This window comes from Veillonella sp. S13053-19 (genome assembly GCF_002959835.1).
Lineage (GTDB): Bacteria > Bacillota > Negativicutes > Veillonellales > Veillonellaceae > Veillonella > Veillonella rogosae.
This window is the reverse complement of sequence record NZ_PPDA01000007.1, coordinates 242,987-257,326: the sequence shown is the minus strand read 5'-3', so window position 1 is coordinate 257,326 and position 14,340 is coordinate 242,987. Positions and strand designations below refer to the sequence as shown.

Genomic DNA, 14,340 nt, shown 5'->3' with positions numbered 1-14,340 from the left:
ACTTTCTACATTACATTTAACTTTCTTGACTATCATCAATGGCGAGATTCGTTCCTGTTGCCTTTTTCTTAGTCCCTTTGATTTCACCAGTAGAGTTATCTACATTTTGAATATACACTACACGTTGAGGGTATGGAATATCGATACCATATTTATCGAACGCATCTTTTACATCAGACATAATTCCATATTGCACATCTAAGAAGTCTTTCGACTTAACGCGTGCATAGGCAGCAATGCGTACAGAGTTATCGCCAAATTCAGAAATACCAATTTCCATATTTTTAGGATTGAGTACACGTTTATCAGCAGCAAAAATATTTTTTAAGATTTTAATTGCTTCATGATGATTATTGTTATAACCAATATCAAAGACGAACGGGATAACTCTTTCGTGGGTATAAGCAATATTAGTTATGGCTTGGGAGGTAAGGATAGAGTTTGGTATATACACATTTCTTTGATCTTTAGTAGTGATAATAGTATACATAAATTGAATAGACTTAACACTACCTACAGTATCTCCAACTTGAATAACATGACCTGCTCTAAAAGGCTTAAATATAAGAATTAATAAGCCTGATGCCAAGTTAGATAAGTTGCTTTGTAAGGCCAAACCAATACCTAAACCAAAGGCACCAAAGGCAGCTACAAAGGAGGTAGTAGGAACACCAATTTGATTTAAGCAAATCAAAATTAGACCCACTAGCAATGCATAATTGATGATCTGCGTAATAAAGCTCATCGCAGCAGAGTCATAAGAGGCCTTAGTCATAATACGGACAGCAAAGGTTTTCACCCATTTAATAGCATAACGACCTACCCAAAATATAATAAGAGCTAATAATATATTGCCCGCTTGAGAAAAGAACCAATCTCGGAATTGAATCAATACATTAGCATCTTTAAACAATATTTCTGATGCAGAATAAAAAATATTACCCATATTGCCCCTCCAATAATAAAACTACATAAATGATTGAGCACATCTATTAATATGGTCATCATAAACATATATGCTATAATTTAATAAATATATTTTACACGATATAGTAAAGTTATTATATCGTTATATTACATATATAACAATCTAAATCTAGGGAGACTTACATGTTAAACAATCCATACGAAGCACCACAAGAGCTTGCTACCGGTGGTTATATAACCAAGGAGCTACACTCCGTTACAGTGCACTTTGACGATATTCACTACTCCTTGTCTAGCGGACAATTAAACGGTGGTTATCACCACACACTCGCCGTGCGCAACCAACAATTAACATATCAAATTGAAACAGAAAAAGATTTACCAGGTGGCTCGGTAGCCAACTATTTAGCACAAGAGTTCGAGCAAATCGATACGCCAGTCCATTTTAGTACAGCGCTTCTCACATCTGCTACAATGACGCTCCACGCCTATGCTAAGGTCGAGGAGAAAGATACTATCGTAGAGACTATCGTTACTGCAGGCTATGAGAAAACAGCCCATCGTGCAGGCACAGGGTATTGCTATGAAGAACGGGACGGAGCGTTTGTAACGCCTGGCACAATCAACATCCTCGCCTTTACGAATAAGGCCTTAACTGACAGCGCCATGGTGAAAGCTATGATGACCATTACAGAGGCTAAAACTGCAGCCCTCCAAGATTGGGGCGCTGAAAGTGTGAAACTCTATCCATTTATGAACGAGGATATTCCTGATGCGCTCACAAAAGAACGCAACACCACTGCTACTGGTACCTCTACAGATGGGGTCATTCTCACCATCGATACAAATGGTGACGTCTTAACCGACGCAGGCACCTTCTCCTTGTTTGGGGATACCTTAGCAAAAGCAGTTTATGTAGGCGTACAAAGAGCATTAGAAAATGCTATCGACGCGGAATAAATATATCACAGGCTCTACAAACGATATATTATTGGATGAAACGATATATCATTGGATCCATCGCTCACTTAATATATCATTTAATATACTGCTTATAAGAAAAAAGATAATACGCAAATGAAAACCGCACATCCTAGGCGATCGGGATGTGCGGTTTATTGCATATAAAACTGTTATACATAATATAACAGTTGAAAATGAATATTAAATTAAATTTTGAGAGTCTATTTCAATTTCACTAAATAATTATATCAAGGCTATATTATGATAGACCATTTCTTCAACTATAAATAGCTACTTTAGATATTCATTTGTCTATTCATCAATCCATTAATATTTATAGAAGAGTTGTTGTAACTTTTTAAGATTTTTAGTTCTTGTAAGACCTAACATTAATAGGATACGAGCCTTTTGTGGACTCAAAGTGTTACTTACGAGATACCCTGCCAATGTATCTTGAGGAACCGCAGACACCATACCACTGCCCGTACGAGAGGCACGTACAGTTGGGAACTTCGTATTCTGAGTAATTTGGCGTACATTTTGTGGAATTGTGCCATGACCGAGACCAGTTAAGATCAAGCCATCTGGATTTGTAGCTACCACACTCATAGGCACCATATCATCCATACCACCATAGCAAGTTAAAAGCACTACCCGTGGCAATTCTTTTAGATCCCTCACATCGAACTCAGAATCTTTAGTATGGCAACGAGTGGAAGCTTTATAATAATGAGCTACTCCATCTTGTACGATGCCAAGATGTCCTACTAATGGACTATCAAAGGTCGCTACATTTGTCGTATTACATTTAGACACATCACGGGCGCCATCAATATAACCATTTAAAACGACTACTACACCTTTGCCTGCAGTTTCAGGAGTTCTTGCCACTTGAATAGCTTGTAATAGGTTAATAGGACCATCTGCACTAATAGCACCGGCTGGTCTCATAGAACCAGTAACGACAATAGGCTTATCAGTATGTACAGTAAGATTAAGGAAATATGCTGTTTCCTCCATACTATCTGTACCATGAGTAATAACAACACCGCCAATATCATCTTGATCAACTAATTGTTGCACTAGCTTAGACAAGTCTAACCAGTGTTTTACGGTAATATCGGAGCTTTCAATATTACTAAACTGAATATATGTATATGGGCCATATGGTTCTGTACCAGGTACAGAGGCTAAGATTTCATCGAGTCCAAGTACGCCTGCTGTGTAACCTGTCAAATCTGTATCAGAAGCACCTTGCCCTGCAATCGTTCCACCAGTACCTATCAAAGCGATTTTCTTCTCCATATTACCTCCACTATATAAATATAAAGCAATTAATGTTGTTAAATATTTGGATTAAAGGACGGCATCAATTCTAATTTATGTTTATTGATACGGTTCAAACGATCAATACGTTCCTTCGTAGCTAAATCTTCAATTTCGCCAGTTCTAATATAGTGGTCCAATACAGCATAAGTAAAGCCTAATTTATCTTCATCAGACTGACCACTAAGACCATCGCTAGGAACCTTATCTACTAAATATGCAGGAATATCTAAAAGCTTACCAATTTGACGTACCTCTTCTACAACGAGTTGTGCAAGAGGACTAAAATCACCTGCACTATCACCAAATTTTGTAGAATATCCAACGTAATCTTCCGAGCCATTACAAGTATTAGCTACGCGAGCGCCGTTCGGCAAGTTTTGCCCCACTGCATAGAGTGTCGCCATTCGTAGTCGAGGCGGCGTATTAATAGCTGCATCTCGAGACAAATCGTTTCTACCCGTTACAACGTCATAGCCTTCACCTTGAACAATAGCTTGCGTTAAGGCTTCATAAGCAGCACCAATATTAATCGTCATATAAGGAATACCTAAATGCTCTACTACAGCCTTGGCATCATCGATATCGGATTGAATACCGTTAGGCATGAGCACACCTACTACTCTATCTGCCCCTAAGGCTTCTTTGCAAAGAGCGGCTACAATAGTTGAGTCCTTACCGCCTGAGATACCAACAACGGCACTACAAGTGGGGCCATTTTGACTAAAGTAATCTCGAATCCATTGAATGAGGGCATCCTTTATAGCTTGTGGATTTTCTAACATAGACCCTCCTATTTTTTCCGATAAATACGGTTCAATAAATCAAGTTTCAATTGATAATAGCTTGGACTCATATCAAGGTAATGACGATGAGGATTTTCAAAACGTTGTTCTTCAGGCCAAATTTCATTAGCCAATTGGTCTTTAACATATTGACGAATTTCCTCAAGGGTTGGCAACTCTTTAATCAATTTACCATCCTTAATAATGAGCTGTTTCATTTCTTTAAAAGTACAGTTTTCAAAGTATAATTCACGCCAAGGTTGCTCAGGGTTAATATAGCGATATGGCTCCTCTGTATCAGGTACCTCACGCAACAAAGTCATTAAGTCTGCAATGGCACGCCCTTTTTCATTGTATACGCGGTACACCTTTTTAAGACCTGGGTTTGTAATTTTTTCAACGGCCTCAGAAATCTTAATACGAGGTTCCCATTTACCATCTTTCTCAATGCTTGCAATCTTATATACAGCGCCAAATACAGGATCACTCTTAGAGGTGATGAGTCTTTCACCTACCCCAAAGATATCGATAGGCCCACCTTGAAGGAGGAGAGATTTTATCGTATATTCATCAAGGCTATTGGAAGCCATAATTTTACAATCTTCTAATCCTGCATCATCTAGCATACGACGTGCTTTTTTAGCCAAATACGCAAGGTCACCAGAGTCAAGGCGAATACCTTTTAAGCGTTTACCCATAGGTTCTAATACATCTTTAGCAACCTGAATAGCATTTGGTACACCAGAATTTAATACATCATAAGTGTCTACAAGGAATACAGCATTATCTGGATATACCTCAGCATAAGCCTTGAAAGCATCGTATTCAGAGCCGTAATACATAACCCAACTATGGGCCATAGTGCCGCTCACAGGAATACCAAATTGTTGTCCCGCTAATACCGTTGCAGTAGAGCCTACACCGCCAATATACGCAGCGCGCGCACCATATACGGCAGCATCCACATTATGAGCTCGACGAGCCCCAAAATCGGCTACCACTCGCCCATCTGCAGCACGAACAATACGGTTAGCTTTTGTAGCAATTAAGGATTGATGGTTCATCATAGTAAGCACTGCAGTTTCTACGATTTGTGCGTCTATGAGAGGTGCTACGATAGTAATAACCGGTTCATTAGGATAAATAATAGAGCCTTCAGGGAATGCGTACACGTCGCCTGTGAAGGAGAAATCTTTTAAATAGGCTAAAAATTCATCGCTAAAAATGCCTTGGTCGCGCAAATAAGCAATGTCACTTTCATCAAAGTGTAAATTCAAAATGTACTCAACGATTTGCTCGAGACCACCAAAAATGGCGAAGCCACCCTTGTCTGGATTGCGTCTAAAGAAAACGTCAAATGCGACGCGATCCATTTTTTCTTGTTTCGTAAAGTAGCCGTGTGCCATGGTCATCTCATAAAAATCCATAAGCATACTGATATTGCGACTGTCATGTTGCATTAGTTCACCAACCTTCTAAAATCGAATGGATTTATTAAATCGTTAATCGTATATCCTCATTATACAATATAATTCCTATATAGCTAGTATCTGCATTAGCTATGCTAATAATCATTCTTGTGATATAACTATATATATACACTAATTATTTATATATTCCCTATGTATGTCTGTGAAAGTCGTTACTATAAGAGGCTAAAACAAGTAATCTAAGTGAAGTAATCATTCACTTAAGCCCTTCTTGTATAGCACTTGTTATAAGGGCTTTTATTAGATAATACATATATGATTTACAAGAGAATGAAAGGTACCATTATGGAAACAATCGTTCAAGCAAAACGCGTATTAGAAATTTTTAAAGAAATGAGCCAAATTCCTCGCGAATCTGGCAATGAAAAAGGCATTAGCGATTACATCGTAAACTTTGCTAAAAACCTAGGTCTTGAAGCTCATCAAGACGAGATCTTAAATGTAGTTATCAAGAAGGCTGCATCCCCAGGCTACGAAAACCGCCCAAGTATCATCATTCAAGGTCATATTGACATGGTATGTGTAAAAGATCATGATTCTAACCATGACTTCTCTAAAGATCCAATTGCTAATATTATCGAAGGCGAATGGATGCGTGCTGATCACACCACTTTAGGTGCCGACAATGGTATGGGCGCTGCTATGATGCTCGCTATCCTCGATGATGAAAGCCAACAACATGGCCCTATGCAATTATTGTTCACAACTAATGAAGAAACAGGTATGGACGGTGCTTTTGCCCTTAAAGAAGGTCAAGTAACTGGTGATTACCTTATCAACCTTGATACAGAGGTTGAACATGATTTTACTGTTAGCTGCGCTGGCGGTTGCCACGTACATGTAAACATTCCATTGTTACGCGATAACAACCAACCAGGCTATGATGCGGGCTTGTCCATCACTGTAACAGGCCTTAAAGGTGGTCACTCTGGTATCGAAATCAACGAGCAGCGAGCAAACTCCAACCAAGTATTAACTCGCGTCCTCTATGATATTCAACAACAATATCCTGTAAGCTTGGCATCTTTCGAAGGTGGCGTTAAGCATAATGCTATTCCATCTAAATCTGTAGCTGTTTTATCTGTACGCTCCGAAGATGTGGCAGCCATTAAAGCATTACTTGCATACCAAGAAAAACAATACCAACATGAATATGAAATTGCAGACCCAGATCTCAAATTCGTCGTGGAAGATGTAGCGACTCCAGAAGTAGTATACGCAGATGACACAACAGAAGCACTCATTACGTATATCTATCTTGCACAAGATGGGGTTCACTCTGTAAGTAAATCCATTCCAAACCTTGTAGAAACATCTAACAATATCGCTATTGTTCGTGAAAATGCACATACACTAGAAATAGTAATTTCTATCCGCAGCTCCAACAGCAATAGCCTTGAATTCTTGACTAAGAAAATGATGCTTCTTGCTAAAGCTCTTGGTGTATCTGCAGAGCGCACTGGCGGTTACCCTGCATGGGAATACGACAAAGGCTCTAAATTAGAAGAGCAAGCGATTTCCTTACATAACGAAATGTTTGAGACACCAGCCAGTGTTAATGCTGTTCACGCTGGCCTTGAATGTGGTCTATTGAAAGGCATATTGCCAAATACACAAATGATCAGCTTTGGTCCTACAATCGTAAGCCCACATACGCCTACAGAACGCGTCCACTTACCATCTGTAGAGAATGTGTATGTATACCTCAAAGCATTGTTAGCAAAATTACAATAATATAGTCTCTCTCTATCCCTCCTATAGGGCATCCAGTTGAGCTCCCCTCACTGAATAATCTATAGGAGGGATTTTTTTATAAATTTGTCAAAATATGTAAATAAATATTTATCCAAATAGGAGTATGTTTTCATATATATTACATAAGGCATACACCTTTTACTTTCAAATAATTATGAATATCAACTACACTTGCCAGTATACTCATATAAAGTATATATCCCATAAATTTTAAAAAAGTCAGTTAATTCCTGATATATGCGTAATTTTATATATACCCCAGGGAGTATTTTCTGTGTTATCCTATGGGTGTATACTGTGTTTACATTACTCAGGAGGTGTATATGATTCCAATAGTTATCATATCCGGATTTCTCGGATCTGGGAAAACAACATTCCTACAACATATACTAAAAGAACATAAATCTACAGATAAAATTCTCATCATAGAAAATGATTTTGGCGAAACCAGCCTCGATGCGGTAAATCTCGCTAAATCAGGTGCTACCGTTCGCGAAGTTACATCTGGCTGCATTTGTTGTAGCTTACAAGGTAATTTTCAACAAGCATTGCTCGATATTCTCCAAAATTACGAAATTGATGTTATCTATATCGAGCCATCTGGTGTCAGCAAATTAAGTGAAATCATCCATACTTGTAAGGATGAAGAAATTGCAAAATCCGCCTATGTGCACGCTTCAATTACGACCGTTGATGCAATGCAGGCACCTATGTTTATCAAAAACTTTGGGCTCTTCTTTAAAGATCAAATTACCCATAGCGATGCGATCTTCTTGAGTCATACAGAGGATATTCAACAAACAAGTATTACAAAACGTATGATTCGTGACCTTGCACCTAATACGCCAATCCACGAAGAAGCATGGGATACCCTTTCCCTGCGGGACTACATCAAACGACTCTATCATTGTCACGACGACAACTGCTTGCATGATGAACATCTATTTATGAGTCATACCTTTAAAGATTTGCGCACTCTCAGCCTCGTACAATGGAAAACTATATTAGAAGGTATGCCAGATACAGTACTTCGTGCAAAAGGTATTGTACCAACTACAGAGGGACCTCACGAACTTCAGTATGGCACACATTACTGTTCCCTTACATCTACTGAGTCTACCGATTATAGCTTAGTCGTTATCGGCACAGATTTTAATGTACCAATGGTGCATAACGAAGTGTGTCAATCATGATACCTGTTTATATCGTTACAGGCTTCATTGGCTCTGGTAAAAGCACCTTCATTAACGAACAAGTACAACACCGAAAAAAACTAGGTGGTACAGCACTTATTAGTGCCGAAGAAGGTAGTGTAGAGCTTATAAAAAAGCCATTACAACTCGATGCAGATACATTGAGTGCTATCAGCCCTACGAATCCATCCTCTTACGACACTATAGCTAGTGAAATCGCAAACTATATAGAGCGAGTCAACCCCAAAGAAATTTGGATTGAGTGGAACGGCATGCTCGGCTTTCACCAATTGGAAACCTTGTTATATAGTGAAAAACTGAGCCATCTATTACAAATAGAAAAGGTATTATATATTTGTACAGATCAATTTGTATCAACCATATTACCTGGTTTAGGAAATGATGTAGCAAGTCAATTGTATAGTGCAGACTGTATTATCACTGAAACGCCTATACATCACGCTTTATTGCGCACCTACAACGGCGAAGCAAAGATTGTTACACAGCCTAGCCCTGAAAAGGTAGAGCAATTATGTCGAAATTCAACATGGGGCCTTGTCCCTAATCTATTAGTTATCGGTATTACTACTTATATACTATTAGTTACTGCCTTTCGACACGATATTCCTTATTCCATACACCACTGCTTTGCCATTATTACGGGTCTCGTCATCGAAGCAATTCCGTTCCTCCTACTAGGAACCGTGGGCTCAACGATCATTCGCTACTTCGTACCACAAAAAGTGTTATTAAAACTCTTGGGCGATCACTCTTGGAAAAGCTATGGTGCTGCTATGATTAGTGGTTTTGCATTACCCATCTGTGACTGTGCCATCATCCCACTATTTAAAGCACTTGTAGATAGAGGTATCCCTTTATCGGTAGCGCTTCTATTTATGCTGGCTAGTCCAATCATCAATCCCGTTACCATACTCTCTACGTGGTATGCATTTCCCGACAATCCTATGCTATCCCTGTGGCGTATTGTTTTAGGCCTAGGTGTGGCTTTATTAGTGGCTCTATCCTTCCGATTCTGTCCTTCATCCACAGCCATGATAAAAGCAAGAACGCCTCAGGGCCTGAGCTACGAAGAAATCGTCTTAGAGTCAGCCAAACCTAAGTATATCAATAAGAAGAGACTATTAATCCATATGGAAAAAGAGTTTTCCCAACTCTTATTCTATTTCTCCATGGCAGCTGGCGTATTATCTGTAGTCCAAGTATATGGCAAACCATGGCTACTTCAGGCAGGTTTTGCATTACCAGACTTCGCCGCCATTCCAATCTTATTAGTATTAGCCTTCTTCTTCTCTATTTGTTCTACATCGGATGCTATCATCGGCAAGTCCTTAAGCACCCTATTCCCTATTAGCTCTGTTATGGGCTTCCTCATTTTAGGGCCTATGTTAGACATCAAAAATGTGTATATATTAAAACAATATATGCCTACTGCATTTATTGTGCGACTAAGCATAACCATTGCCGTTATGTCCTATCTAGCGGCTCTAGTATATCAATTTCTTTTAAGCTAATGATTACAAAAGGAGATGATTTCATGACATTAAGACTAAAAGATCGCTTTTCCATCGTGAAAGGCTTGCTGTACCTCACATTAGGTATTTGTTGTGTGTACCTCATCGTGACAGGTCGTTATTTAAACTATATCGCACCGCGTTACGAGCTTTTACTCGGAATTAGTAGCGTGGCCCTCATCTTAGGTGGTCTAGCGACGATTATTTGGGCTCCATCAAGATATTACAAACATAATTGGAAATCTGTAGTTCCTATTATTATCCCGATTGTATTGCTCATCGTTCCACCGGTACTCGTTCCATCTACAGGTGTTCACGGTGCCGTTCGTGTAAACGATGATACGAATAACTTTGACTTTACAAATGACGCTATTGGCGAAGTAATTACGGTTAATAGTGAAAGCAAACAACCTGGTATTTCCAAAGACAAAAAAGAAATCGTTTTAAACTCCGACAATTTCTATCAAACCATTGTAAAAGTCGGATCTAATGCAGAGCAATATAAAGATTACACTGTATATATGACAGGCTATGTAAATCGCGAAGATAATACATTAAAGCCTAACGAATTTACTATTTCTCGCATGGCTATGGCTTGCTGTATCGCTGACGTTGCCCCTATCGGCATGACTGCATTTAAAGCAGATGGAGATAGCTTACAAAATGAACAATGGGTATCTATCGAAGGTAAAGTTTCTACTCGAGATTTCCACGGTCGTCAACAACCATATGTAGAAATCACAAAAATCAAATCAGCAGAACCAATTTTAGGTTATGTCTACCCATAAAACAAAATTACACAAATAAAAACGAGGCTATACGCCTCGTTTTTATTAAGAATGATTACGTTCTATACAAATGTCTTAAAGTCTATATTATTAACTAAATTTAGAGACACATACTGTATGCTAATAATCATATCTATTTAATTAGAATATCTGTACAATTAAGATATTATCATCAACGCATTGCATTAGTGATGTAGTTCTTTGATGATTCTTTTACCTAAAGATGCTGCTACAGCACAAAGGAAAATATCTGGACCTACGGGAATCAAGAAGCATGTAATAATAACAGCTTCAACACCAATTGGTTTGCCTAAGTACAAGTTCATAATGAAATATAAGTAGACCATACCAAGGCCATATACAATTAATAGATTTAATATGGAACCCACTAATAATCGTTTGAAGGATAAGGTATCCATCGATTCAGCAATTCGACCTACAACATAAGCGCCAACCATAAAGCCAATCAAATAGCCAAAGGTAGGTTGCAAAATATAACCAGGACCGCCGCCAGAGGTAAAAATAGGTACCCCTATCAGGCCCAGTACAATATAAATGCCCACGCTAGCAGCGCCTAAACGACTACCTAATACAATGCCCGCCAATGTGGTAAATAAGATCTGCAATGTAAACGGACAGTTAGGTAATGGCACCCGTATGAAAGCACCTACGGCAATCAAAGCCACAAATAGTGCAGTCATTGTTAACTGACGGGTGGTAATGCGAGTTTGTTTCGATACGGTAGAACTCATGGTATACCTCCATTAATAAGACAATAACAAACTACTACTTACCTAAATTAAAGCACTTGTATTTTTAATTGTCAACTATAACGATTGACTTTTAGTTAACTATGTAGTCTAATACTATATATAACTATAAATACTATATTTTCAATCTTTTTATCTTTTTGACTATACCTTATAGTTATTATCAACAGTTCATAATAACTAAAAGATATACTCATCTTCATGCAAAAAGACATTGATTTCATCTTATATTCATATAACAATATTAAATTATACATAAGTAGATTGAGTAAAATCTACTTTCACAAAATCGTAAAAAACGAAAAATGATATTTTGGTATCAGGAGGCATTAATTATGAAAAATGTTAAGAAAGTATCCAAAGTTTTATGTGCATTCGGCGTTAGTACAGTATTATTAGCAGGTGTAGTTGGCGCAGCTAGCAACCATGCTTACAACAACCATAGCAACTGGAACGGTGTTGGTAGCGTAGCTCCATCCGCTCAAGCTAACTATTCTGTTGATTACATGGGCGCTGTTACAGTATTCCAACAACAATTCCCTGGCGCATCTGTTAAATCTATTTCCTACGACGCTAAACACAACCCTTACTATGAAGTAGAAGGTTACTACAACAACCGTGAAGTAGAAATTAAAGTAGACGAAGCAACTGGTCAAATCGTTGGTAAAGAAGTTAAAGGCTACACTAAAGGCAATAAAGCTATCAACGTTCAAAACATCATCATCCCTGAAGTAGCTGAAACAAAAGCTATGGAAAAAGTTGGTTCTGACTTCCAAACTGTAGAATGGACTGTTGAACGTGAAAACGGTCGTGCTGTATACGAATTCGATATGACAACTGGCGGCGGCAAAAAAGCTGAAGTAAAAGTTGACGGCATGAATGGTAAAGTGTTAAGCGCTAAAGTAAAAAGCACAAAATACTAAGATTTTAATTCATCAAGTGAACCCTATCCTAACCCACTTAGATGACACACTACACATATAACACACTACACATATAACACACATACTATACACACAGTATCCACTGGATACGCTCTCTAACACAAACTAACACACAAACTCAAAGAGCCCGTAGGACTCAACACGGGCTACCTAACTCCTATCTCACACAATAGGAAATGGTCTGTGCTCACACACCACAGACCGAACGTTACACACACTATACTCCCTTTAAAAGACCTTGGATCGTTGAATCCAAGGTCTTTTTTATATATAGATATTATCCTCTATCCTCAACATGTTACACACTCTATATGAACCCCCTTCATATGCAAGATAATTTATTTTATAATACATATAGTTGTTACAACACAAAAAGACCTCCCACGCTGAACTGCACCCCAAAAATTGGACACAATTTTTGGAGGTGCAGTTTTTTATGTCAAAATATTCAAAAGAAGTAAAAGAAAAGGCTATTTATCTTTCTAAAAAAGGATGGGGACGCTTAAGAATTGCTAAAGAGCTTGAAGTTCCAGAAAGTACTGTAAGAAATTGGCTATACAAGTTTAAGCTTAGTCATAATTTGACCCATAAAATTTGTAAACAAGTATTTTCAGCAGATTTTAAACGTAAAGTTCTTGAAACTAGGTGGAAGAATAAGTTATCCTTTAATGAAACAGCAGAATTATTTAATTTAGATAACTCTAGTCTAATTGCCATATGGCAAAAGCGGTATTTAGATGAAGGGATTTTGGGGTTGCAACCCAAGCCTAAAGGTAGACCACCTATGAAGACTAAGAAAGAAATTAAAATAGAAGTAGATTCAAGCCAAAAATCAGATAAGGAACGTATTAAAGAACTGGAAGCTGAAAATGCTCGATTAAAGTATGAAATATCTTTTTATGACGACTTTATGAAAGAAATGCGTGAAATAGCTAAACCCAATAGAGCTGTAAAAAAAAAGCACAAACAATTGCCATCGAAAGATTAAGAAACATATATCCTCTTCAGTTTATGCTCAAATACTTTGGTATTAGTCGAAGTACGTATTATGCACGCCTAGCCAGCATTAATAAAGGGGATAAATATATAGAGGAACGAGAAGCTATTCGTACCCTTGTATCGATGAACAAGGGTCGTTACGGATATCGACGAATCACAATAGCATTACACAAATTAGGCTTCAATATAAATCATAAAGTTGTGATGCGTATTATGAAGGAAGAAAACTTAACCTGTAAAGTCCGTCTAAAGAAGTACCGTTCATATAGGGGAAACGAAGGAAAAATTGCTCCTAACATTATTAATCGAAACTTTATTGCAACAAAGCCAGATCAAAAATGGACAACAGATATTACCGAATTCCACTTGTTTGGGCGTAAGGTTTACTTATCACCAATCTTAGATATGTATAATGGTGAAATTGTATCCTATGAAATATCAGAACGACCTGTACTAACACAGGTGTTATCTATGCTGGATAAAGCCTTTAAAAACAGGCCACATAGCAAAGGGTGCATCTTACACTCAGATCAAGGATGGCAGTACCAGCATAGCAGTTATCAAGAAACATTAAAAAATCACGCTATTATCCAAAGTATGTCTCGAAAAGGAAACTGTTTGGATAATAGCGTGATGGAAAACTTCTTTGGCTTACTAAAATCAGAGCTGTTATATTTAGAGAAATTTACTTCCTATGAAGATTTTATTAACAAATTAAGAGATTATATTGATTATTACAATACAAAACGTATTAAGCTCAAATTAAAAGGAATGAGTCCGGTAGAATACCGAACTCATTCCCAAAAAGTAGCTTAATTATATCTGTCCAAGAAAATGGGTGCAGATCACGCAGGGAGGTCTTTTGTAT

13 protein-coding genes are annotated in these 14,340 nt (G+C 37.9%); 8 read left to right on the top strand and 5 right to left on the bottom strand.

Translation table 11 applies throughout. The features are described 5' to 3' along the window. Nucleotides 1-16: 16 nt before the first annotated feature. A complete protein-coding gene (locus tag VEHSUH06_RS03015) occupies nt 17-946 on the bottom strand; it encodes a mechanosensitive ion channel family protein (RefSeq protein WP_105097714.1) in 930 nt (309 codons plus the stop codon). 164 nt (nt 947-1,110) lie between these two features. Between VEHSUH06_RS03015 and VEHSUH06_RS03010 the strand changes: the two genes are divergently transcribed. Continuing rightward, a complete protein-coding gene (locus tag VEHSUH06_RS03010) occupies nt 1,111-1,887 on the top strand; it encodes an adenosylcobinamide amidohydrolase (protein WP_105097713.1) in 777 nt (258 codons plus the stop codon). Between the two features lie 330 nt (nt 1,888-2,217). Here the strand turns inward: VEHSUH06_RS03010 and VEHSUH06_RS03005 are convergent, their stop codons facing one another. Genes VEHSUH06_RS03005 through VEHSUH06_RS02995 form a run of 3 tightly spaced genes read right to left on the bottom strand, consistent with a single transcriptional unit; the run spans nt 2,218 to nt 5,461 of the window. Continuing rightward, nucleotides 2,218-3,195, bottom strand: coding sequence for an asparaginase (locus tag VEHSUH06_RS03005; RefSeq protein WP_105097712.1), 978 nt, complete (start codon nt 3,193-3,195; stop codon nt 2,218-2,220). Between the two features lie 38 nt (nt 3,196-3,233). Beyond that, nucleotides 3,234-4,001: an NAD(+) synthase gene (nadE, locus tag VEHSUH06_RS03000; protein ID WP_105097711.1), complete on the bottom strand. Its 768-nt coding sequence runs from the start codon at nt 3,999-4,001 to the stop codon at nt 3,234-3,236. Nucleotides 4,002-4,009: 8 nt separating this feature from the next. After that, the gene (locus tag VEHSUH06_RS02995; RefSeq protein ID WP_105097710.1) at nt 4,010-5,461 is read right to left on the bottom strand and encodes a nicotinate phosphoribosyltransferase; all 1,452 of its coding nucleotides are present in this window, start codon (nt 5,459-5,461) and stop codon (nt 4,010-4,012) included. A gap of 315 nt (nt 5,462-5,776) precedes the next feature. On the opposite strand from VEHSUH06_RS02995, the gene VEHSUH06_RS02990 reads away from it, so the two are divergent. The 4 genes from VEHSUH06_RS02990 to VEHSUH06_RS02975 all read left to right on the top strand — a co-directional run bounded on the left by VEHSUH06_RS02990 (nt 5,777) and on the right by VEHSUH06_RS02975 (nt 10,759). Beyond that, the gene (locus VEHSUH06_RS02990; protein ID WP_105097777.1) at nt 5,777-7,225 is read left to right on the top strand and encodes an aminoacyl-histidine dipeptidase; all 1,449 of its coding nucleotides are present in this window, start codon (nt 5,777-5,779) and stop codon (nt 7,223-7,225) included. 344 nt (nt 7,226-7,569) lie between these two features. Continuing rightward, nucleotides 7,570-8,439 carry a GTP-binding protein gene (locus VEHSUH06_RS02985; RefSeq protein WP_105097709.1) on the top strand — a complete coding sequence of 290 codons (870 nt, stop codon included), beginning with the start codon at nt 7,570-7,572 and terminating at the stop codon, nt 8,437-8,439. Beyond that, a complete protein-coding gene (locus VEHSUH06_RS02980) occupies nt 8,436-9,971 on the top strand; it encodes a permease (protein ID WP_105097708.1) in 1,536 nt (511 codons plus the stop codon). The genes VEHSUH06_RS02985 and VEHSUH06_RS02980 overlap by 4 nt, the downstream gene beginning before the upstream one ends. 23 nt (nt 9,972-9,994) lie before the next feature. Next, nucleotides 9,995-10,759: a TIGR03943 family protein gene (locus VEHSUH06_RS02975; RefSeq protein ID WP_009352067.1), complete on the top strand. Its 765-nt coding sequence runs from the start codon at nt 9,995-9,997 to the stop codon at nt 10,757-10,759. 185 nt (nt 10,760-10,944) lie between these two features. Here VEHSUH06_RS02975 and VEHSUH06_RS02970 read toward each other — a convergent pair whose 3' ends face one another. Next, the gene (locus tag VEHSUH06_RS02970; RefSeq protein ID WP_009352175.1) at nt 10,945-11,511 is read right to left on the bottom strand and encodes a biotin transporter BioY; all 567 of its coding nucleotides are present in this window, start codon (nt 11,509-11,511) and stop codon (nt 10,945-10,947) included. Between the two features lie 353 nt (nt 11,512-11,864). Between VEHSUH06_RS02970 and VEHSUH06_RS02965 the strand changes: the two genes are divergently transcribed. From VEHSUH06_RS02965 to VEHSUH06_RS02955, 3 genes are all read left to right on the top strand, one after another. After that, entirely contained in the window at nt 11,865-12,452 is a 588-nt protein-coding gene (locus tag VEHSUH06_RS02965; RefSeq protein ID WP_105097707.1) for a PepSY domain-containing protein, read from the top strand. Between the two features lie 457 nt (nt 12,453-12,909). Further along, nucleotides 12,910-13,461 (top strand): helix-turn-helix domain-containing protein, encoded by a 552-nt coding sequence (locus VEHSUH06_RS02960; protein WP_233187871.1) that lies wholly within the window; start codon nt 12,910-12,912, stop codon nt 13,459-13,461. A 23-nt stretch (nt 13,462-13,484) separates the two neighbouring features. Then, complete coding sequence (locus VEHSUH06_RS02955) at nt 13,485-14,288, top strand: IS3 family transposase (RefSeq protein WP_233187870.1); 804 nt, start codon at nt 13,485-13,487, stop codon at nt 14,286-14,288. The last annotated feature ends 52 nt before the right edge of the window (nt 14,289-14,340 follow it).